This is a genomic window from Amycolatopsis silviterrae, assembly GCF_042684085.1.
In the GTDB taxonomy this organism is placed as follows: domain Bacteria; phylum Actinomycetota; class Actinomycetes; order Mycobacteriales; family Pseudonocardiaceae; genus Amycolatopsis; species Amycolatopsis silviterrae.
Window position 1 is genome coordinate 27382 of record NZ_JBHUKS010000012.1, and the last position, 21687, is coordinate 49068.

13 protein-coding genes are annotated in these 21687 nt (G+C 70.3%); 8 read left to right on the top strand and 5 right to left on the bottom strand.

The features are described 5' to 3' along the window. The first annotated feature begins 36 nt into the window (after positions 1 to 36). Positions 37 to 1938 carry a Xaa-Pro dipeptidyl-peptidase gene (locus ACFSVL_RS17650; RefSeq protein ID WP_378305435.1) on the top strand — a complete coding sequence of 634 codons (1902 nt, stop codon included), beginning with the start codon at positions 37 to 39 and terminating at the stop codon, positions 1936 to 1938. Between the two features lie 59 nt (positions 1939 to 1997). On the opposite strand, the gene ACFSVL_RS17655 is transcribed toward ACFSVL_RS17650, so the two are convergent. Genes ACFSVL_RS17655 through ACFSVL_RS17665 form a run of 3 tightly spaced genes read right to left on the bottom strand, consistent with a single transcriptional unit; the run spans position 1998 to position 4074 of the window. Beyond that, entirely contained in the window at positions 1998 to 3188 is a 1191-nt protein-coding gene (locus ACFSVL_RS17655) for a cation:proton antiporter (RefSeq protein WP_378305436.1), read from the bottom strand. Beyond that, positions 3188 to 3670, bottom strand: a complete 483-nt coding sequence (locus tag ACFSVL_RS17660; protein WP_009079551.1) for a cation:proton antiporter regulatory subunit — start codon at positions 3668 to 3670, stop codon at positions 3188 to 3190. The genes ACFSVL_RS17655 and ACFSVL_RS17660 overlap by 1 nt, the downstream gene beginning before the upstream one ends. Positions 3671 to 3705: 35 nt before the next feature. Beyond that, a complete protein-coding gene (locus ACFSVL_RS17665) occupies positions 3706 to 4074 on the bottom strand; it encodes a DUF4267 domain-containing protein (RefSeq protein WP_378305438.1) in 369 nt (122 codons plus the stop codon). 195 nt (positions 4075 to 4269) lie between these two features. On the opposite strand from ACFSVL_RS17665, the gene cmk reads away from it, so the two are divergent. The 7 genes from cmk to ACFSVL_RS17700 all read left to right on the top strand — a co-directional run bounded on the left by cmk (position 4270) and on the right by ACFSVL_RS17700 (position 18018). Next, the gene (gene cmk, locus ACFSVL_RS17670) at positions 4270 to 4995 is read left to right on the top strand and encodes a (d)CMP kinase (protein ID WP_378305838.1); all 726 of its coding nucleotides are present in this window, start codon (positions 4270 to 4272) and stop codon (positions 4993 to 4995) included. Further along, entirely contained in the window at positions 4992 to 5648 is a 657-nt protein-coding gene (locus ACFSVL_RS17675) for a lysophospholipid acyltransferase family protein (RefSeq protein WP_378305440.1), read from the top strand. The genes cmk and ACFSVL_RS17675 overlap by 4 nt, the downstream gene beginning before the upstream one ends. A 16-nt stretch (positions 5649 to 5664) precedes the next feature. Next, positions 5665 to 7146: a ribosome biogenesis GTPase Der gene (gene der, locus ACFSVL_RS17680; protein WP_378305442.1), complete on the top strand. Its 1482-nt coding sequence runs from the start codon at positions 5665 to 5667 to the stop codon at positions 7144 to 7146. 301 nt (positions 7147 to 7447) lie between these two features. Then, the gene (locus tag ACFSVL_RS17685; protein ID WP_378305444.1) at positions 7448 to 11335 is read left to right on the top strand and encodes a Pls/PosA family non-ribosomal peptide synthetase; all 3888 of its coding nucleotides are present in this window, start codon (positions 7448 to 7450) and stop codon (positions 11333 to 11335) included. An 82-nt stretch (positions 11336 to 11417) separates the two neighbouring features. Then, a complete protein-coding gene (locus tag ACFSVL_RS17690) occupies positions 11418 to 12773 on the top strand; it encodes a M1 family metallopeptidase (RefSeq protein WP_378305446.1) in 1356 nt (451 codons plus the stop codon). A 627-nt stretch (positions 12774 to 13400) separates the two neighbouring features. Further along, complete coding sequence (locus ACFSVL_RS17695) at positions 13401 to 15695, top strand: glycosyl hydrolase family 95 catalytic domain-containing protein (RefSeq protein WP_378305839.1); 2295 nt, start codon at positions 13401 to 13403, stop codon at positions 15693 to 15695. A 16-nt stretch (positions 15696 to 15711) separates the two neighbouring features. Continuing rightward, positions 15712 to 18018 (top strand): glycosyl hydrolase family 95 catalytic domain-containing protein, encoded by a 2307-nt coding sequence (locus ACFSVL_RS17700; RefSeq protein ID WP_378305448.1) that lies wholly within the window; start codon positions 15712 to 15714, stop codon positions 18016 to 18018. A 1-nt stretch (position 18019) separates the two neighbouring features. On the opposite strand, the gene ACFSVL_RS17705 is transcribed toward ACFSVL_RS17700, so the two are convergent. Together ACFSVL_RS17705 and ACFSVL_RS17710 are read right to left on the bottom strand one after the other, a co-directional pair. Next, positions 18020 to 19750, bottom strand: a complete 1731-nt coding sequence (locus ACFSVL_RS17705; RefSeq protein ID WP_378305449.1) for an FAD-dependent oxidoreductase — start codon at positions 19748 to 19750, stop codon at positions 18020 to 18022. After that, complete coding sequence (locus ACFSVL_RS17710; protein WP_378305451.1) at positions 19737 to 21662, bottom strand: maleylacetate reductase and hydroxyquinol 1,2-dioxygenase domain-containing protein; 1926 nt, start codon at positions 21660 to 21662, stop codon at positions 19737 to 19739. The genes ACFSVL_RS17705 and ACFSVL_RS17710 overlap by 14 nt, the downstream gene beginning before the upstream one ends. Positions 21663 to 21687 lie beyond the last annotated feature (25 nt).

Consider the following 21687-nt stretch of genomic DNA (forward strand, 5'->3'; position numbering starts at 1 on the left):
GTCGGAACCCGACGACGACTCTGGAGGGCGACGGGAATGCGTGTGCTGACAGGGCTGTGCGCCGCCGTGGTGCTGGCCGCGGGAGTGGCGGTGCCGGCGGCCGCGACGGCCGCCCCGGCGAGAACCGGGACCGAACCGCAGTACGACTACGCCGGGGCGATCCGCGAAACAGTGTGGGTCGACCTCGGCCGGGACGGCGACGGGGACGGCGTCTCCGACCGGGTCGCCGCGGACATCGTGCGGCCGAAGGAACCGGCCGAGGCGGGCAAGAAGATCCCGGTGATCATGGACGCCAGCCCGTACTACTCCTCGGTGGGGCGCGGCAACGAAACCCAGTTCAAGACCTACGACGACCAGGGCCGCCCGGTCGGCTTCCCGCTGTTCTACGACAACTACTTCGTCCCGCGCGGGTACGCGACGGTGCTCGTGGACCTGGCGGGCACCAACCGGTCGACCGGGTGCGTGGACGTCGGCGGCCAGTCGGACGTGCAGTCGGCCAAGAAGGTCGTCGACTGGCTGAACGGCCGCGCGACCGGCTACACCGCGAAGACCGGCGGCACGAAGATGTCGGCGGGCTGGAGCGACGGCGGCGTCGGGATGATCGGCAAGTCCTACGACGGCACCATCGCCAACGGCGTCGCCTCGACCGGCGTCGAAGGACTCAAGACGATCGTGCCGATCTCCGCGATCAGCTCCTGGTACGACTACTACCGCTCGGACGGCGCGTCGTTCGGCTTCAACCCGGACGGGCTCGCGCAGACCGTCGAGCGCCGCAACGGCGGCCAGGATTGCTCGGCGCAGCACCGGAAGCTCGCCCAAGGCGCGACCGCGAACGGCGACTACGGGCCGCTGTGGGCGGAGCGCGACTACGTGGCGAACGCGAAGAACGTGCGCGCCAGCGTGTTCGTCTCGCACGGCGTCAACGACCTGAACGTCATGCCGATCAACTACGGCCAGTGGTGGGACGCGCTCGCCGCGAAGGGCGTGCAGCGCAAGATCTGGCTCGCGCAGACCGGGCACGTCGACCCGTTCGACTACCGCCGCACCGAGTGGGTCGACACCCTGCACCGGTGGTTCGACCACTACCTGATGGGCATCGACAACGGCATCGAGAAGGAACCGATGGCGACCGTCGAACGCCAGCCGGACCAGTGGGCGAACGAAGCGACCTACCCGGCGCCGGGCACGAAGGCGACGGTCCTGCGCCCGCAACCGGGCCGCACCCCGGGCGTCGGCACGCTCGGCACCACGGGCAGCCGGGGCACCGCGTCCTTCACCGACAACCCGAAGGTGGGGGAGAACGAGTGGGCGGCGAATCCGTCGGCCACGTCGGCGAATCGCGTCCTGTACAGCACCGGCGCGCTCACTTCGCCGGTGCAGGTTTCGGGCACCTCGTCGATCACCGTGACGGCCACGCCGAGCACTTCGACCGCGCGCCTGTCGGCGATGCTGGTGGACTACGGCCCCGCGAAGATCCGTAATTTCTCGGGACCTGGCGAGGGAATCGTGACCGGCACGGACCGCACCTGCTGGGGTTCGAGCACTGACGGCGACAGCGCTTGCTACAAGGTGACCAGCGCGGACACGACGAACGTGGACTACACGATCATCAGCCGGGGCTGGGCGGATCTGGCGAACTACCAGTCGCTGAGCCGGGAAGCGCGGCTGACGCCGGGCAAGGCGTACACGATGACGTTCCGGCTGGCGAGCACGGACCACGTCGTCCCGGCGGGGCACCGGCTGGCGCTGGTGATCGGCGGGACGGACAACGGTTTCGTGACCGCGCCCGCGAACCCGCCGAAGCTGGCCATCGACCTGGCCAGGACGTCGGCGCAGGTTCCGCTGGTGGGCACGGTCCCGGCTCGCCCGCGGACGGAGTCCGCTCCCGCCGGCGAGCTGGCGCACGTCCCCGCGGCCGCGCGTTTCGACCTGCGCTGAGAAGTCCGTGAAGGGAACCCTGAGGGACTCTGATTCCCTCGGGGTTCCCCTCACAGACGTCAGTTGGCGGTGACGGTTTCCTTCGCGGCTGCTTTGCGCTGCAAGGCTTTCGCGACCGGCTCGACCACCCGGGCCGCAGTCGGCCCGAGGATCGCCATCAGCAGCACGTAAGCCGTCGCCAGCGCGGCCAGTTCCCCGTCTACCGCACCCGCTGTCACGGCCAGACCGGCGATGACGATCGAAAACTCCCCGCGCGCGACCAAAGCCGCACCGGCGCGGGCCCGGCCCAACCGGCCGATCTTCTGCCGCCGGGCGGCCCACCATCCGGTGGCCACCTTCGTCAGCGTCGTCACCACGGCGAGCACCGCGGCCCAGCCGAGCACCGGCGGGATCGACGCCGGGTTCGTGTTCAGCCCGAACACCACGAAGAACATCGCGGCGAACAAGTCCCGCAACGGCTCCAGCAGCCGGGTCGCGTTGTGCGCGGTGGACCCGGACACCGCGATGCCCAGCAGGAACGCGCCGACCGCCGCGGACACCTGCAGAGCCGAGGCGATCCCGGCCACCAGCAGCGCCGCGCCGAGGATCTTGAGCAGGAACACTTCCCGGTCGTCGCTGTCCACCAGCGCCGAGACGTACCGGCCGAACTTGAGCGCGATCACCAGCACCACGGTGATCACCAGCAGCGAGATCCCGACCGCTTCCAGCCCGCCGAGCAGGCTCACCCCGCCCAGGATCGCGGTGAGGATCGGCAGGTACAGCGCCATCACGAGGTCCTCGAACACGAGGATCGACAGCACCACCGGCGTCTCGCGGTTGCCCAGCCGGCCGAGGTCGCCGAGGACCTTCGCGATGATGCCGGACGACGAGATGTACGTGACGCCCGCCATGACGATCGCGCCGATCGGGCCCCAGCCCAGGATCAGCGCGACGATCGCGCCCGGCGCGGCGTTGAGCACGATGTCCACCAGGCCGGCGGTCCACGACCGCCGCATGCCGGTGAACAGTTCGGCCGCGGAGTACTCCAGGCCGAGCAGCAGGAGCAGCAGCACCACGCCGATTTCGCTGGCGAGGTGGGCGAAATCGCCGATGTCGGCGAGCGGGATCAGGCCGCCGGAGCCGAAGCACAGGCCGCCGAGCAGGTACAGGGGGATGGGGGAGAGGCCGATCCGGCCGGCGAGCCTGCCCAGCACGCCGAGCACGAAGAAGACCGCGCCGAGTTCGACCAGGGAGAGTGCGGTGTGATCCATCAGCCGTGCTTGAGGATCTTGGCGGCGGCTTCGAGCCCCTCGGACGTGCCGACCACCACGAGCAGGTCTCCCGCGGTGAAGAGGAAGTCCGGCGTCGGCGACGGGTGCACCTGGCCTGCCCGCATCACCGCGACGATCGAGACGCTGGTGCGCGTGCGCATCGCGGTGTCGCCGAGCGAACGGCCGTCGAACGGGCTGTCCGCGGTGATCGGCAGCTGCTTGGTGTTGATGCCCGGCAGCTCGCGGTGCTCCTCGTTCAGCTGCGCCACCAGCTGGGGCGCGCCCAGCAGATTCGAGAGGGCGCCCGCCTCGTCCGCGGTCAGCGGCAGCGACGCGAGGCAGGCGTCCGGATCGTCCGACTTGGAGACGATCAGCTCGATCTTGCCGTCCCGCTGGGTGACGACGCCGATGCGGCGTCCCGCGCGGGTGGCGAAGTCCTTGCGGACACCGATTCCGGGAAGAGGGGTGACTTCGACGTTCACGTAAGCCACGGTAACTCATTGTCCGATTCGCGGAGTTAGCCCAGCAGGAACAAGATCGCGGTGGCCGCCATCAGCGCGGCGGTCGCGCCGTGGACGCCGTAGGCCATCGCCTTCTTTCCCTTGTGCCGCAAGATGATCAGCATGTCGCAGACCGGCATCACGGCCGCGGCGAGCAGCAGCCAGCCGACGAGGTGCGGGGTGCCCGCGAGCATCGCGACGCAGAGCATCAGCCCGGCGCCGAGGTCGCGGTTGCCCTTGATCTCGAAGAAGGCCGTCGATCCGGCCGGGATCGTGCGCAGGCCGAACGTGGCGGCGCTCTTCGCCGGGGCGAACAGGTAGCCGAACCCGATGTAGATGATGCCGAGCGCGGGCACGCAGGCGAGGACGTAGGCGGCGACAAGCATGGGAACCCCAGTGAGTTAGCAGTGCTAGGAACAAGTGCAACGCTAATATAGCGCCGCTAGATTGTCTAGCGTCGACTGGGCATAGGCCCGGCGGACGCCGCCTGAGGTGCCGCGACGGGCTCCGGGCAGAATGAACCGGACCGGGTGTGCGGGACGAACGTGAGGAGAACATCGGTGACGGGAGCCCTACGTGGGGTGGTCGCGCTGGACGGCCCGTCGGGAACCGGCAAGACCACGGTGGCGCGCAAGCTCGCCGGCCGGCTGAGCGCCCGCTACCTCGACACCGGCGCGATGTACCGCGTGGTCACGCTGGCCGTGCTGCGGGCCGGGATCGACCTCGCCGACGAACACGCCATCGGCGCCTTCGCGCACGACGTCGACTTCGCGCTCGGCACCGACCCGGAGCGGCCGGATGTCCGCCTCGCCGGCGAGGACGTGGCCGCCGAAATCCGCGGTCCCGAGGTGACCGGCGCGGTGTCGCCGGTCTCGGCGGTGCCGCAGGTGCGCGAGGTGCTGGTCGCCCGCCAGCGCCGGATCATCGCCGACGCGGTCGAGGACGACGGCGGGATCGTGGTGGAGGGCCGTGACATCGGCACCACCGTCGCGCCGGAATCGCCGCTCAAGATCTACCTGACCGCCTCGGCCGAGGTCCGCGCCGCGCGGCGGAACACCCAGGACTCCGCGGCGGGCCGGGCCTCCAGCGTCGAGTCCGCCCGCGAATCGGTGGAGCGCCGCGACCGGATCGACTCCACCCGGGCCGCCTCGCCGCTGCGCGCGGCCGGGGACGCGGTCCAGGTGGACACCTCCGAGCTGACGATCGACCAGGTGATCGTCGCGCTGGCCGAACTCGCCCGCGGCCGGGGCCTGCTCGGCGACTGCCCGGCCGAACCGGCCGCCGCCGAGGCCGGGGTCAGCCGGTGAGCGGGGCCCTCCCCGAGGGGGCGAACGGCCTCCTGCTCGACATCGGCCGGATCTCCGGCCGGTATTATCTGCGTCCGGCGTTCCGGATCCGGGTGCACGGCCGGGAGCGGGTGCCCGCCGACGGGCCGCTGCTGGTGATCTCGAACCACAGCTCGAACGTCGATCCGCAGCTCGTGATCGGAATGCTTCCGCGGCGCAGCGCGTTCTTGGCCAAGGCCGAGCTGTTCACGGGGATCGGAGGCCGGTTCCTGCGGGCGATCGGCCAGATCCCGGTCCGCCGGGGCGAGATCGACCGGACGCCGCTGACCACGGCGGTCGGAGTGCTCAAAGCGGGCGGGGCGGTCGGCATCTTCCCGGAAGGCACCCGGGGCGAGGGCGACGTCGGCGCGGCCGAACGCGGCGCGGCGTGGCTCGTGCGCGCTTCGGGAGCCACCGTGCTGCCGATCGCGATCCGCGGGACGCGCAAGCCTGCCGACGGCAAGCGCCGCTGGCGCCCGCGCGTGGACCTCCTGTTCGGGGAGCCGTTCGCGCTGAAGGTCGGTCCGGGCCGCAAGGGCCTTGACCAGGGCACCGAAGAGCTGCGCACGCAGCTCGCGGCGCTCGTGCAGTCTTTGGACGACTGGCGTGGCGAACACGGGTTCGCCACGCCGTAGGTGAAGTTGGGAAACGATGACAGGGTTTGACGCCGCCGACAGCTCGGTGGACGGTCTCGGCGAAATCGACGGAAGCTGGTCCGACGAGTCCGAGTTCGCGGCGCTCGACGCGCAGGTCGAGGCCGAGGAGGCGGACGGCCGGGCGGCCGCCGCGCAGCCGGTGCTCGCCGTGGTCGGACGGCCGAACGTGGGCAAGTCCACGCTGGTCAACCGCATCCTCGGCCGCCGGGAAGCGGTGGTGCAGGACGTGCCGGGCGTGACGCGCGACCGCGTCGCCTACGACGCGTTCTGGGCCGGGCGCCGCTTCACGCTCGTCGACACCGGCGGCTGGGAGCCCGACGCCACCGGCCTGCAGGCCTCGGTCGCGGTGCAGGCCGAGATGGCCATGCAGACCGCGGACGCGGTGCTGCTGGTGGTCGACGCGACGGTCGGGGCCACCGCCACCGACGAGGCGGTCGCGCGCGTGCTGCGCCGCTCGAAGAAGCCGGTGCTGCTGGCCGCGAACAAGGTGGACGACGACCGGCTGCTGGCCGACACCGCGTCGCTGTGGTCGCTCGGCCTCGGCGAGCCGTACCCGGTCAGCGCGCTGCACGGGCGCAGCTCGGGCGACCTGCTCGACGCCATCATGGCGGCGCTGCCCGAGGCTCCGCGCGAAGCGGGCACGGTGACCGCCGGGCCGCGCCGCGTCGCGCTGGTCGGCAAGCCGAACGTGGGCAAGTCCAGCCTGCTCAACCGGATTTCCGGCGAGCAGCGCTCGGTGGTCGACTCGGTCGCGGGCACCACGGTCGACCCGGTCGACTCGCTGGTCGAGCTGGACGGCGAGGTCTGGCGGTTCGTGGACACCGCGGGCCTGCGCAAGCGCGTCAACTTCGCCGACGGCGCGGAGTACTACGCCTCGCTGCGCACCAAGACCGCGATCGACGCGGCCGAGGTCGCGCTCGTGCTGCTGGACGCCTCGGAACCGCTGACCGAACAGGACCTGCGGGTGCTGACGATGGTGGTCGAGGCGGGCCGCGCGTGCGTGCTCGTGTTCAACAAGTGGGACCTGGTCGACGAGGATCGCAGGCACGCCATGGTGCGCGAGCTGGACCGCGGCCTGGTGCGGGTGCCGTGGGCGGAGAAGGTCAACGTCTCCGCGCTCACCGGGCGCGCGGTGCGCAAGCTCGCGCCCGCCCTGCGCACCGCGCTGTCGTCGTGGGACCAGCGCGTGTCGACCGGTCAGCTCAACGGCTGGCTGTCCGACCTCATCGCGGCCACGCCGCCGCCGGTGCGCGGCGGCAAGCAGCCGAAGGTGCTGTTCGCGACGCAGGCGGGCATCCGGCCGCCGACGCTGGTGCTGTTCACCACCGGGTTCCTCGAGGCCGGGTACCGCCGGTTCATCGAGCGGAAATTCCGCGAGCAGTTCGGCTTCGCGGGCTCTCCCGTCCGGGTGAATGTGCGCGTCCGCGAAAAGAAGCAGAAGCCGAAGGCGGGCGGAAAAGCGGCCCGCAACCGCTGACCGGCAATCGCCCCAATGCCACATTGGGTGCGTTGGACGCACCCAATGTGGCATTCGGTGCGTGAGATGCACCCAATGTGGCATTGGGGTCATTTCCTGTCGGACCTGCGCAGGGGTGACGTCCGACACGCGGCCGTTACCCTGACGCGACCTGACCTTGATCGCCGCGTAAAGTGGACGGTCGCTACGGGCGCCTCATTCGGATGGCCAGCCCGAATGACGCTCGCGAAAGGTGAGTGATGGGCTTGCGCGCCCAGAGTTCGACCCTGTTCCCGTCGTTCCGGAATACCGGGGTGGCCCGGTGACGCTGACCGCCGATTCCGGCAGCACCGACGCCCTGACGCTTGCCGTCGAGGCCGCGCTCTCGCCCGCTCTGTTCGAGACCGAAGCGGCGACGGCCGAGCGCACCCTCCTGGACATTCTCACCGCCACCGCGGAGCGGCACCCGAACGCCGCCGCGCTCGACGACGGCACCGGCCCGCTGAGCTACCGCAGGCTGATGGAAGAGGTCGAGGCATACGCCCGCAGGCTGCGCGAGCACGGCGTCGGCCTCGGCGACCGCGTCGGCATCCGGATTTCCTCGGGCACCGCCGAGCTGTACGTCGCGATCCTGGCGACCTTGTCGGTCGGCGCGGCGTACGTGCCGGTCGACGCGGACGACCCCGACGAGCGCGCTGAACTGGTGTTCGGCGAGGCAGGCGTCGCCGCGATCGCCACCGACGGCGAGATCACCGTCGCCGGGACGCCGAGCGAGGCCACTGGCACGCCCGGTCCGGCCGACGACGCGTGGATCATCTTCACCTCCGGCTCCACCGGCAAGCCGAAGGGCGTCGCGGTCACGCACGCCTCGGCGGCGGCCTTCGTGGACGCCGAAGCACAGCTTTTCCTCACCGACGAGCCGGTCGGCCCCGGAGACCGGGTGCTGGCCGGGCTGAGCGTCGCGTTCGACGCCTCCTGCGAAGAGATGTGGCTGGCCTGGCGGCACGGCGCCTGCCTGGTGCCCGCGCCGCGCGCGCTGGTGCGCACCGGCGTCGACCTCGGCCCGTGGCTGGTCGCGCAGGGCATCACCGTCGTGTCGACGGTGCCGACGCTGGCCGCGCTGTGGCCGGCGGACGCGCTGGAAGACGTGCGCCTGCTCATCTTCGGCGGCGAAGCCTGCCCGCCGGAGCTGGCCGAGCGCGTGGCCGTCGAAGGCCGCGAAGTGTGGAACACCTACGGCCCCACCGAAGCGACCGTCGTCGCCTGCGCCGCGCAGATGACCGGCGAGGGCCCGGTGCGGATCGGCCTGCCGCTGGTCGGCTGGCAGCTCGTCGTGGTGAACGAAGCGGGCGAACCGGTCGCGATGGGCGAGACCGGCGAGCTGGTCATCGGCGGCGTCGGGCTCGCCCGGTACCTCGACCCGGAGAAGGACGCGGAGAAGTACGCGCCGCTGCCGTCGATGGGCTGGGAACGCGCCTACCGCAGCGGCGACATGGTGCGCGCGGAGCCGGAAGGCCTGCTGTTCCTCGGCCGGATGGACGAGCAGATCAAGCTCGGCGGCCGCCGGATCGAGCTGGGCGAGGTCGACGCGGCGCTGCAGGCGCTGCCCGGCGTGCGCGGCGCGGCCGCCGCGGTCCGCCGCACCAAGGCGGGCAACCAGGTCCTGGTCGGCTACGTCGTGCCCGAGGACGGCGAAACGCTCGACACGGACGATGCCGCCACCCGGCTGCGCGCGCAGCTGCCCGCCGCGCTGGTGCCGCTGCTCGCGACGATCGAAGACCTGCCCACCCGCACGTCCGGCAAGGTCGACCGCGCCGCGCTGCCGTGGCCGCTGTCCACTGTGGACGCGAGCGCGGCCGGGCTGTCGCCGACCGAGGCGTGGCTGGCCGAGGGCTGGAGCGAAATTCTCGGCGTGTCGGTGAGCAATGCCGGCGCCGACTTCTTCACCAACGGCGGCGGCAGCCTCACCGCGGCGCAGCTGATCGCGCGCATCCGCACCCGCCACCCCGAGGTGTCGGTCAGCGACATCTACCAGAACCCGAAGCTCGGCGCGCTGGCCGCGAAGCTGGACGCGCTGAGCGGCGAGGAGACCGAGCGCCGCGAGATCGCGCCGACGCCGCGCCGCGCCGGGCTCGTGCAGTCCCTGCTGATGGTCCCGCTGATGGGCCTGGTCGGGCTGCGCTGGACCACGCTCGCCGCCGTCTGCTCGAACGTGCTGGCGCTGCTGGGCGTCTCCTGGGCGCCGACGCTGAACTGGGCGTGGCTGGGGCTCGCCTGGGTCGTGCTGTTCACCCCGGCGGGGCGGATCGCCATCGCCGCGGGCGGCGCGCGCGTGCTGCTGTCCGGGGTGCGCCCCGGCACCTACCCGCGCGGCGGCAGTGTCCACTTGCGACTGTGGACCGCCGAGAAGCTGGCCGAGTTCAGCGGTGCGGACAGCGTCGCGGGTGCGTCGTGGATGACGACGTACGCGAAGGCGCTGGGCGCGCGCATCGGCAAGGACGTCGACCTGCACTCGCCGCCGCCGGTCACCGGTTTCCTCAAGCTGGGCCGGGGTGCCGCGGTGGAGCCCGAGGTCGATCTGTCCGGCCACTGGGTCGACGGCGACGTCGTGCACATCGGCAAGATGCGGATCGGGGCTGAGGCCAGGGTCGGCGCGCGCAGCACGCTGTTCCCCGGCGCCCGCATCGGCAAGGGCGCGGAGATCGCCGCCGGTTCGACGGTGCGCGGCGCGGTCCCGGCGGGCCAGCGCTGGGCAGGTTCGCCCGCGGTGCGCTCGGACGTGAAGGACGCGCTGAAGTGGCCGTCGAGCCGTCCGCCGCGGTCGCGGTTCTGGGCTTCGGTGTACGGCGCGACCTCGGTGTTCCTCGGTCTGCTGCCCGGGATCGCCGCGCTGCCCGCCGTCGCGGTGCTTGGCTACGCGGTGTCCGGCACCTCGAGCCTGGGCGCCGCGCTGGGCCAGGCGCTGCTGTTCGTGCCGGTCGCCACCGTCGCCTACTTCCTGACGTACGCGCTGCTGGTCCTGGCCGGCGTCCGCGCGCTGGGCGTCGGGATGGTCGAGGGCTACCACCCGGTGCACGGCCGCGTCGCGTGGCAGGTCTGGGCCACCGAGCGGCTGATGGGGATGGCCCGCGAAGGCCTGTTCCCGTTGTACGCCAGCCTGTTCACGCCGGTGTGGCTGCGGCTGCTCGGCGCGAAGGTAGGCCGCAACGTGGAGGCGTCCACCGTGCTCGCGCTGCCGAAGATGACCAAAGTGGACAGTGGCGCGTTCCTGGCCGACGACACCATGGTCGCCACCTACGAACTGGGCCACGGCTGGCTGCACGCCGCCCCGGCGCGGATCGGCAAGCAGGCGTTCCTCGGCAACTCGGGGATGACCGCGCCGGGCCGTTCGGTGCCGAAGCGCGGGCTGGTCGGGGTGCTGTCCTCGACGCCAGCGAAGGCGAAGAAGGGCTCGTCGTACCTGGGCATGCCGCCGCTGCCGGTGCGCCGCGCGGTGGAGGAGAGCGACACCAGCCGCACGTACACGCCGCCGCTGCACCTCAAGGCGGCGCGGGCGCTGGTCGAGCTGTGCCGGATCCTGCCGGTGATGTGCGCGGTCGCGCTGACCGTCGGCGTGGCGGGCGCGCTGCTGGCGCTGGCGGCGCAGGGCGGCTTCTGGGTCGCCGCGCTGCTGTCCGGGCCGGTGCTGCTGGCCGCCGGGGTCGTCGCGGCGCTCACCGCGACCGCGGCGAAGTGGCTGCTGGTCGGGAAGTTCCGCGAGATCGACCACCCGCTGTGGAGTTCGTTCGTGTGGCGCAACGAGCTGGCCGACACGTTCGTCGAGGCGCTCGCGGTGCCGTGGCTGATCGGGTCGCTCGGCGGCACGCCGCTGCTGCCCGCGTGGCTGCGCACGATGGGCGTGAAGATCGGCCGCGGCGTGTGGCTCGACACCTACTGGCTGCCCGAATCGGACCTGGTCGCGCTCGGCGACGGCGCGACGATCAACCGCGGCTGCGTGGTCCAGACGCACCTGTTCCACGACCGGATCATGACCATGTCGCGGGTGACGCTCGACGAGGGCGCGACGCTCGGCCCGCACGGGATCGTGCTGCCGGGCGCGAGCATCGGCGCGCGCACCACGGTCGGCCCCGGCTCGCTGGTGACCCGCGGCGACGCGGTGCCCGCGGACTCGCGCTGGCTCGGCAATCCGATCTCGGCCTGGCGGCGGTGAGGGCAGAGGCGTTGCGGACCCGGTCCCGGCGCCTCATCCTGGAAAAGATCACGGCGGCGGGCGAAAGCGGGTTTCGGTGCGGGTGAACGGGAAAGCGGCCGCGCCCGGAGCGGAGACCTCGGGCGACGGGTACCTGCCCGCGCACGGGAACGGCGGCTACCGGGTCCGGCACTACGATCTCGATCTCGACTATCGCATCGGGCCGAACCGGTTGTCCGCCACGGCCGTGCTCACGTGTGAAGCCACGCAGGCGCTTTCGCGGCTGACGCTCGACTTCGGCGAGTTCCGGGTTTCGCGCGTGCTGGTCGAGGGCAAACCGGCGAAGTACGTGCGGCGCGGGCTGAAGCTGCAGGTGAAGCCGGCGCGGTCGGTGCCGTCCGGGACCGTGTTCGAGGTGGAGATCCGCTACGCGGGCAACCCGAAGCCGGTCGGCACCCGGTGGGGCGACATCGGCTGGGACGAGCTGACCGACGGCGCGCTGGTGGCGAGCCAGCCGGTGGGCGCGCCGTCGTGGTTCCCGTGCAACGACCATCCGGCGGACAAGGCGAGCTACCGGCTCTCGGTCGCCACGTCGTCGCCGTATCTCGTTGCGGCGACGGGGAATCTCGTGTCGCGGTACCAGTCGGCGAGCACCGCCAAGTGGGTCTTCGAGCGGCCGGAGCCGACCTCGACGTACCTGATGAGCGTCCAGATCGGGCGGTACGAGGACCTCGAATTGTCCGAGGGCGCCTGGGTTCCGGAGATCGTGGTCGACCGGCCGGGCGGGGTGGTGCAGCGAGCCGCGGTGCCGCCACGGCTGCGGCGGGCGTTCGAGCGGGACTTCGGCCGCCAGGGGCGGATGATGGACGCGCTGGAGGAGTGGTTCGGGCCGTATCCGTTCGGCGAGTACGTGGTGGTGGTGACCGATGACGACCTCGACGATCCGATCGAGGCGCAGGGGATGGCGATCTTCGGGGCCAATCATGTCGACGGCAAGCGGACCCACGAGCGGCTGGTGGTGCACGAGCTGGCGCATCAGTGGTTCGGGAACAGCCTGACGGTCGCCGATTGGCAGCACATTTGGCTTAACGAGGGGTTTGCTACTTACACCGAGTGGTTGTGGTCGCCGTTGGCTGGCGGGGAATCGACGGAAGCGTTGGCCCGGGCGTGGCATGCGCGGATGCGGGCGAAGCCGGCGGACGTGACGATCGGTGATCCTGGGGTGGCTCGGATGTTTGACGAGCGGGTGTACAAGCGCGGTGGGTTGACGCTGCACGCGCTGCGGGGGGAGATGGGGGATCCGGCGTTTTTCGCGCTGGTGAAGGCTTGGGCGGTGGAGAACCGGCACGCGGCGGTGACTACGGGGGAGTTCGTGGCGTTGGCGGAGGCTTATGCCGGGCGGTCTTTGCGGGGGTTCTTCTCGGCTTGGCTGGAGCGGGTGGAGTTGCCGTCGCTTTAGGTTGCGGTGGGCAGGCTGCCTCGATGGGGCGGGTGCATCGGTGGCGGTTTGGTAGGGCGTTACGGCGGCCCAGGTCCGTGAAGGACTCCTTAAGGGAATCTGGGGTCAATGCCAGGGACTTAAGACGGCGTTATGGGCGCGGCTGAGGCGCGTTCGCCCGGGCCGAAGCCACTGGCGGACCGCTGGCTTGCACCGGGGCGACGCGGGCGGCGGGAGTTGGGCGTGTCGTCTGTGAGGGACTCCTTGGGGGAATCAGATTCCCTCAAGGAGTCCCTCACAGACTGAAAGAAACGGTCATACTGGTGTTAATCGGGCATTTCGCTGACGTTGGCAGGCTGAGGGCACCCGAGCTTAAGTCCCTGGCATTGGAATCTGGGGTCGTGAAGGAGTCCCTCACGGACGGTCAGGGGTCGCCGAGGTCGTGAGGGGAACCCCGCGGGACTCTGCGTCCGTGAAGGTGGCCCTCATTGCTTCACGTATCTGAACGAGCGCGTCCTCGATCCCAGTCATCGGATGTCTGTGCGGCTTTCCGGGTGAACCGCTCTGGCTTTCGCTTGCTCTGTCTGGATATATTCCGCTCACCCCGCGTCAGCGAGGGCGAAACGTAATATGAATCCGGAGGACGTCATGGTCGGGGTGTCGCGGCGGACGGTGCTTCGATCCGTGTCCGTCGCCGCGGGGGCGGCGGCGTTCGGCGGGCTTTGGGCGCAGGGAGCGCCGCCGGGGCTGGCTGCGCAACGCAGCCCGCATCGGGACGTTGCCATGGATGCTCGGATGCGCTGGCGGCGGTTGCCGAAGAACTGGCAGGAAGCGCCGTTCCTGGCCAACGGGTATCTCGGCGTCCAGGCGTACGCCGGGGACCAGCCGCAGGTGCTCAAGTTCATGCTCAGCCACACCCAGGTCCAGGACCAGCGGAATCAGTGGGAAGCGGGGATCGGGCTGTCGCGGTTGCCGATCGGCGCGATCACGCTCGCCTTCGCGGGGGCGATCACGGGCGTCGACTGGACGCTCGATCTGTACAACGCCGAACTCGGTGGCACGATCACCACCACGCGCGGGCAGGTGGCGTTTTCCGCGGTGGTGCACAACGATCTTGGCGTGCTGCTCGTCTCGCTGGATCCGAGTGCGGGCGAATCCGGGGCGGCGTGGGGGTTCGCGCCGCTCGTGTCGGCGACGACCCGGACGGTGCGCAAGCCGCCGGAGTACACCGCGAATCCGGAACCTGAGCGGGCCAACGGGTATTGCGCGCAGCCGTTGCTCGCCGGCGGTGGGTATACGACGGCGTGGCGGGAGAAGCGGGTCGGGTCGAAGCGGTTGTTCGCGGCGGCGGTCGCGTATTCGTTCCCGCGTTCCACGCACACTCGCGACGCCGTTTCGCTGGTCGGGCGGGCGCTCGCGCTGAGTCCGGATCTGCTGCTGGCCTGGCATCGCCGCTGGTGGAACGGCTTCCATCAGCGCAGTTTCGTCTCCGTGCCGGACAAACAGGTGCAGCGCTTCTACTGGATCCAGCTGTACAAGATCGCCTCGGCGACCCGCGCGGACGGGCCGGTGACCGCCGAATGGGGGCCGTGGTTCCCGGAGGTCGGCAACAGCTGGACGGCGGTCTGGTGGAACCTGAACGTCCAGGTCACGTATCCGATCGTGAACAGCACCAACCATCCGGAACTGGACGCGGTCACCGAAACCTTCCGCCGTGATCACGCGAACCTGGAGGTGTCGGTTCCGCCTGCCTATCGGGACGGTGACACGTACGCGCTTTCGCATCCGGGGGACTGGCGGCTGCGGCCCGGTGGTGTGCGGACGGTCGGGGTGCCGGGGACGACGTCCAAAACGGACCAGACCGGGAATCTGTTGTGGGGCCTGCACAATGTGTGGCTTGCGTACCGGCATCATCTTGACCAGTCGGTGTTGCGCGACGTGTTGTATCCGACGTTGGCGAAGGCGCTCAATTTCTATCGGCACTTCCTCTTCGCCGGGCCGGACGGGCGGTTACATCTGCCGCTCACGCGGTCGCCGGAGTATGCGGATGCGGCTGATTGCACTTACGATCTCTCGTTGATTCGCTGGGCCGCGACGACGCTGGTGGACTCGGCGCGGATTCTGCGGATCAACGAGCCGCGCGTGCCCATGTGGCAGGAGATCGCGACGAAACTCGTTCCGTACCAGGAGGATCCGGCCGACGGGGTGCTGATCGGCGACGGTGTCCGGCTGGCTGCTTCGCATCGGCATTTCTCGCATCTGCTTTGGCTTTATCCGTTGCGGGAACGGAATTGGGAGAAGCCCGCCGATCGGGACGTCATGACGCGTACCTTCCGGCATTGGGCGGCGGACCAGTCGGCCTGGCACGGCTACAGCTATGCGGCCGCGTCGTCGATGAACTCGGTGATGGATCAGCCCGAGGAAGCATTGCGGTACTTGAAGTTCTTCCTGGATCGCAACATCGTCGCGGACACTGAGCTGACCGCGAACACGATGTACCGGGAGGGCTCGAACTTCGCGATCGAAAGCCCGATCACCGCCGCACAGTCCGTTGTGGACATGGTGCTGCAGGGGTCCGGGGGAGTGGTGAAGGCGTTCCCGTCGGTGTCGGAGAAGTGGCCGGACGCGTCGATCGCGGGGCTGCGGACCGAGGGTGCGTTCCTGGTGGACGCGTCGCGGCGGCGGGGAGCGACGGAATTCGTGCGGGTGCGCAGTGAAGCCGGGGCGCCGTTGGTGCTGGACCACGGGATCGACGGGGACATCGACGTGCGCGATCAGTGGGAGCGGCGGTTGCCGTGGCGGGCGGTGGGGCCGCGGCGGATCACGGTGGCGTTGCGGCGGGGCAGCACGGTCACGGTCACCCCGCGTGGTGCCCGGCCGGACTTCGGGCCGCGTGACGTTCCTTCGCTCGGCAGCGTTCCGGCGTGGGGTTTGCCTGACTAGAAGGAGGTTGGCGGACATGGACATCTCGCGCCGGACAGTGCTCGGCGGAGCGCTCGCGGGGATCGCCGCCGGAGCAGTCGGAACAGCCGGAGCGGCCGGGCTGTCTCCTGCGGCGGCCGCGGAGCTGGGCGGGGACGGCGTCGACTGGGCGGATTTCCTGGCGACGGCGGACCTGCGCTGGCGGCGGATGCCGAAGACCTGGTACGAGGGACCGTTCCTGGGCAACGGTTTCCTCGGCTCCGGGATCTACGCCGAGCCCGGCCGCAACGCCGTGCGGTTCAACGTCCAGCACAGCCAGGTGCAGGACCACCGGCCGCAGTTCGGGTCGCTGTTCGGCCTCGCGCGGCTGCCGATCGGGTATTTCACGCTCGAACCGGTCGGCGCGATCACCGGACTCGACTGGCGGCTCGACGTCTGGAACGCCGAACTCGCCGGCACGATCACCACCGCGGCGGGCAGCCTTGAGCTGCGCGCGATCGTCCACACCGGACAGTCGCTGCTGGCGGTGGCGGTGCGGCCGTCCGAGGGCGAACGCGGGTTCCGGTGGGTGTTCCATCCGGCGAAGGCGGTGAGCCCGCGGGCCGATCCGGTGTGGAACAAGCAGCCGCCGGCCGGGTACGTGGAGAATCCGCCCGTGCAGCTTCAGCAGGCCGGCGACGCGCATCTCGCGGTACAGCCGTTGCTGGCGGGCGGCGAGCACGTGACGGCGTGGCGCGAGGTCAGCCGGGGCAGTGCGCGGACGTTGTACACGTCGGTCGAGTGGTCGCATCCGGAGCGGACCTCGGCGGCCCGGGCGTTGCACACGGTGCGGCGGGCCAGCGCGCTGGACGTGCTGACCTGGGAGCACCGCCGCTGGTGGCACGACTACTACCGGCGCAGCTTTCTGTCCATTCCGGACACCCGGTTGCAGAGCTTCTACTGGATCCAGCTGTACAAGGTCGCGTCGGCCGCGCGCCGGGAAGCGCCGGTGATGGCGACTTCCGGGCCGTGGCTGGAAAACACGCCGTGGCCCGCGACGTGGTGGAACCTCAACGTGCAGCTGGAGTACTGGCTCATCCAGGGTTCCAACCACCTCGAACTCGACGCGGTCAGCTACGCGCTCGGCAAGTACCGGGACCGGCTCACCAGCCAGGTCGCCCAGCCGTATCAGGCCGATTCCGCGGGCATCCCGCGCACCACCGACATGACGCTGCTCAACGGCCTCGCCGACTCGACCAGCGGCTACCCGGTCGGCATCCCCGGCAAGGACACCCCGACCCCCGAGGTCGGCAACCTGACCTGGGCGCTGCACAACGTGTGGCTGACCTATCGGCACACCATGGACCGGCGGCTGCTGCGCGACACGCTGTTCCCGTTGCTGCGCAAGGCAATCAACTACTACCTCCATTTCCTCGCCCCGGGCCCGGACGGACGGCTGCATCTCCCGGCGACCTTCTCGCCCGAGTACGGCGTGAACGCGCCGGACACCAACTACGACCTCGCCCTGATCCGCTGGGGCTGCAAGACTTTGCTGGACACCGCGCGCGAGCTGCGCATCGCCGACCCGCTGGCGGGGAAGTGGCAGCAGGTGCTCGCCACGCTCACCGGCTATCCGGCGGACGAGAACGGCTACATGATCGGTGCGGGAGTGCCGTTCGCCAAATCGCACCGGCATTATTCGCATCTGCTGCAGATCTATCCGCTTTACGAGATCACCTGGGAACAGCCGGAGCATCGCAAGATCATCGAAACCTCGCTCAACCATTGGGTCGGCTTCGAGGGCGCGTTGCAGGGCTACACCTTCACCGGTGCGGCGTCGATCTCCGCGCAGATGCTGCGTGGCGAGAAAGCCGCGTATTACCTCGGCGAACTGCAAAAGCGTTATATCCAGCCGAACACGATGTACAAGGAATCCGGGCCGGTCATCGAAACACCGTTGTCGGCGGCGAAATCCATGCAGGACATGCTGGTGCAGAGCTGGGGCGGCGTCATCCGGCTGTTCCCGGCGGTACCGGCTGCGTGGGGCGATATCGCGCTGCGCGACTTCCGGACCGAAGGCGCGTTCCTGCTCAGCGCTTCCCGTTCTGGTGGGAAAACGCGCTGGCTGAAGGTGCACAGCGAAGCGGGTGCGCCGTGCGTGCTGCGGCCGGGGATCGACGGTGAGCTGACGGTGACGGACAAGCACGGCTGGCCGCGACGGTGGCGGCGGTTGGCGAACGGCGATGTCCAAGTCGATCTCGGACGCGGTCAGGACGCGTATGTGTATCGCCGTGGCGACCGGCCGGACTTTGCGGTCCGGCCGGTGGCGCCGGGCGGGGCGAGCGATCCGTGGGGGATGCCGTGAGCTAACGGTCGAGGAGGCGGCGAAGTGCTTCCACCAGGCCGGTTCCTCTGGTGACCCTGCGCCAGGCGACGTAGCCGTCCGGCCGGATCAGGAGGCAGCCGTCTTCCTCGATACCGCTGATCCGCGCCCAATCACCATAGGCGTCGCGGGCTTCGGGCGAGCCGACGGTGACGATCCGCAGGTCCAGTCCGAGGTCCGCGCCGGCTTTCGCGGCGGCTTCGCGCCAGGCACCGCCGGTGAGTCCAGTGAGGACAGTCCACCGGCCGCGGCCGACGAGGTCCAGTGTGGACACTCGGCGGCCGTGCGGGCCGACGAGCCAGACGTGCGGCAGTTTCGCGCCCGGCGTGGTCGTCGGACGGTGGTACAGCTCGGGATCCCTTGCCGCGAACGGTTCTGCGGTGTCGGGAAGTACTGCGTTCGAGACGTACCGCTGGTCCATTTCCACGCCGTGCGCGTTGAATTCGTAATTCTTCAGCTCGATGGCTTCCTGCAACCGCTTCCGCCGCAGCATTCCGTCCTCGGTGGCGGCGGTGCAGGCGGCGAGACCGGCGGTGATGGCGTCCGAATCGCTGTCGCCGCCGATGCCGAGCGCGGCGAAGATCGGCCCGAACTGGTCGCGGCTGAGGTTCGCCCGGTCCACGATCTGCTTGCCGACGGGTGCGCGCTCGGCGCTGTAGCTGTCGAGAAGTCCTTCGCCCGCCTCGCCGCGGACGACCATCGCGAGCTTCCACGCCAGGTTGTACGCGTCCTGCACCGAGGTGTTGGACCCGAGCCCGTTGGACGGCGGATGCCGGTGCACCGCGTCGCCCGCGCAGAAAACGCGGCCGGACGAGTACTGCGTGGCGTAGCTGTGGTTGACCGTCCACAGTGAAGTCGAGGTGATCTCCACCGGCAGGTCCGGAGCGCCGACGAGGTCCCGGACGATCCGGGTCGCCTCCGCACTGTCCACTTCGGGCGGTGGCTGCGTGATGTCGTAACCCCAGGTCAGCAGCCACTCGTTCCACGGCCGGACCATCCGCACCAGGCCCATCCCGATGCCGCCGAGGTGCGCGCCCGGCCGCATCACCCAGTACAGCACGCTCGGCCGGTGCGCGACGTATTCGGAAAGATCGGCGGTGAACGTGATGTTCATGCTTCCGGCCTTGCCGGACTGGCCGTCGATCGGCAGCCCGGCCTGCTCGGCGACGCGGCTGCGGGCGCCGTCCGCGCCGATAAGGTAGCGGGCGCGGAGGGTGAACTCGTCGCCGCGGACCCGGTCGAACAGCCGCGCGGTGACGCCGTCGGCATCCTGGGTGAAGTCGAGGAATTCCGTGTCCAGGCGCAGTTTCGCCCCGCGCGCGGCGGCATTCGTGGCGAGGATCGGTTCCAGATAGGTCTGCGGAAGGTCGATCATGTGGCACGGGCTCGCCGAGGCGTACTCGGTGGCGGAGCGGTCTGCGGTGCCCCAGCTGGCGATCCGGCCGATCTCGTCGCCGGCGAGCGACGTGCACAGCACGGTGTCGCCCATCAGCTCCGGGGGAGTGCCTTGCGCGAGCGCCTGGTCTTCGATGCCGAGGTCGCGCAGGATTTCCATGGTCCGCTGGTTGGTGATGTGCGCGCGGGGCGTGTGCGCCGTCCAGCCGTACTTGGTGGCGAGCACGGTGCGGACGCCGTAGGTCGCGAGCAGCAGCGCGGCCGAACCGCCTGCCGGGCCGCTGCCGACCACGAGGACATCGGTGTCATAGGTCGTCATGGCTGGTCTCCGGGGAGATGCGGAAGGTGAAATCGAGGCGGCGCCAGGGTTCGCGTCCGTCCGGCGCGGGGCCGGTCTGCTCGGCGAAGTCGACGATCAGGCCGTCCTTCACGCCGAACACGGTGTCCGAGTCGAGGTAGTCGCCGCCGCGCACGAACAGCTGGGTCACGAGCGTGCGATAGCCCGGTTTGGCGATCATGAAGTGGACATGCGGAGCGCGGTACGGATGCCGTTCCACCGCGGTGAGCATCCGGCCGACCGGGCCGTCGTCCGGGATCGGGTACGCCGAGGGCACGATCGTCCAGAACCGCAGCCGTCCTTCGGCGTCGGTGCGGAACCGGGCGCGCAGCACCGGACCGTCCAGATCGGGCAGCTGGACGTCGTAGAAACCGTCCTCATTGGACTGCCACACGTCGACGATCGCGTCCGGCACCGGGGTTCCGTCCGGTTCGGTCACCTGGACGTCGGTCCACAGTGGAGTGCCCGGCAGTCCTTCGGCGAGGTCCGCGCCCTGCTCGGTTTCCGGCGGACCCTCCACATAGAACGGACCCAGCACGGCCGAGGGCGTGGTGTCCGGCGTGCGCGAGTTCGTGAGCACGTCGACCACGCTCGAAACGCCGAGGGTGTCCGACAGCAGGATGAACTCCTGCCGCGTGTCGGAGCTGATTTGCCCGGTGCGGGTGAGGAATCCGATCGCGTACTCCCACTCCTCCTGCGTGAGATCGGTGCGCACGACGTAGGAGTGCAGTGTGCGGACCAGCTCGGACAGCAGGTCGCGCAACCGGGGATCCGGTGTACTGGCGAAACTGTCCACGACCTCCTGAGTGAGCCCGCGCAGATCCGGCGGCGTGCCTTCCGCCGGGGCCGGGCGGGTGCCGGACCACGCGTGCCGCAGCAGGTCCTCGATGCCGTCGCGGGTGAGTTCGCGAGGGTTCGGGTACGGTGCGGCAGTGGCCAGCTCGGCCGCCTTCGCGAGATCGCCTTCCGCGAGACCGATTTCGGCGAGCGAATGCGGCACCGGGAGGCCGGCGATCAGGTCGAACACCGCGGTCGGCGCGTCCGGAGCACCGAGCGCCTCGGCGATCCGTCGCATCGCCTCCGGGGCGTTCGGTGCGTTGTACGCCATGGCGTGCGGGAGGACGATGGTGTGCGTTTCCGCGTGCGGCAAGCCAAAACTGCCGCCGAGGGTGTGACAGAGCTTGTGGTGCAAGCCCATTCCGACCGAGCCGAGGCACGAACCGGACAGCCACGCGGCGCGCAACGCATCCGTCCGGGCGTCCACATCGGACGGGTCGGCGGCGATCTTGGGCAGTGCGCCGGCGAGCAGCCGGATGGCTTCGAGCGCGAACTGGTCGACGACCGGGTTGGCCTGCGCCGAATAGAGCGCCTCGACCGCGTGCGCCATCGCGTTGACGCCGCTGGCCAGCGAGGTCGGCACGGGCAGTCCGAGGGTCAGGTCGACGTCGTAGACGACCACCTCGGGCAGCACCTTCGGCGAGGACTGGACGGTCTTGCGGCCATTCTCGGTCTGGCCGACCGACGGCGTCATCTCGGACCCGGCGTAGGTGGTCGGCACGATGATCTGCGGGAGGTCGGTGCGCAGCGCGAGCGCCTTGGCCAGACCGGTCGCGGACCCGCCGCCGATCGCGACGACGCAGTCCGCCGAATGCTCGGTGACCAGCGCGAGCGCGCGTTCGGTGACCTCGACCGGGGTGTGCATGGTGGGCTCGCCGAAGCGGGCGGCGAGCAACGGGCCGAGCGCCTTCGCAGTCTGGTCGGCCGCCGCGGTCGCGGACTTTCCGGCCACCAGCAGCACCCGGCTGGCGTCGAGCCGCTGCACTTCGTCGGGCACGACGGCGAGCGTGCCGCGGCCGAACACGACCCGGGCCGGGTTGGCGGTGTAGGTGAACATCAACGGTCCTTCCACGCGGGTACGT

Bases quoted from the DNA above. Each gene is read 5' to 3' on its own strand.
- ACFSVL_RS17650 (WP_378305435.1), top strand. From the start codon at position 37: ATGCGTGTGCTGACAGGGCTGTGCGCCGCCGTGGTGCTGGCCGCGGGA.
- ACFSVL_RS17655 (WP_378305436.1), bottom strand. From the start codon at position 3,188: ATGGATCACACCGCACTCTCCCTGGTCGAACTCGGCGCGGTCTTCTTC.
- ACFSVL_RS17665 (WP_378305438.1), bottom strand. From the start codon at position 4,074: ATGCTTGTCGCCGCCTACGTCCTCGCCTGCGTGCCCGCGCTCGGCATC.
- der (WP_378305442.1), top strand. From the start codon at position 5,665: ATGACAGGGTTTGACGCCGCCGACAGCTCGGTGGACGGTCTCGGCGAA.
- ACFSVL_RS17695 (WP_378305839.1), top strand. From the start codon at position 13,401: ATGGTCGGGGTGTCGCGGCGGACGGTGCTTCGATCCGTGTCCGTCGCC.
- ACFSVL_RS17700 (WP_378305448.1), top strand. From the start codon at position 15,712: ATGGACATCTCGCGCCGGACAGTGCTCGGCGGAGCGCTCGCGGGGATC.
- ACFSVL_RS17705 (WP_378305449.1), bottom strand. From the start codon at position 19,750: ATGACGACCTATGACACCGATGTCCTCGTGGTCGGCAGCGGCCCGGCA.
- ACFSVL_RS17710 (WP_378305451.1), bottom strand. From the start codon at position 21,662: ATGTTCACCTACACCGCCAACCCGGCCCGGGTCGTGTTCGGCCGCGGC.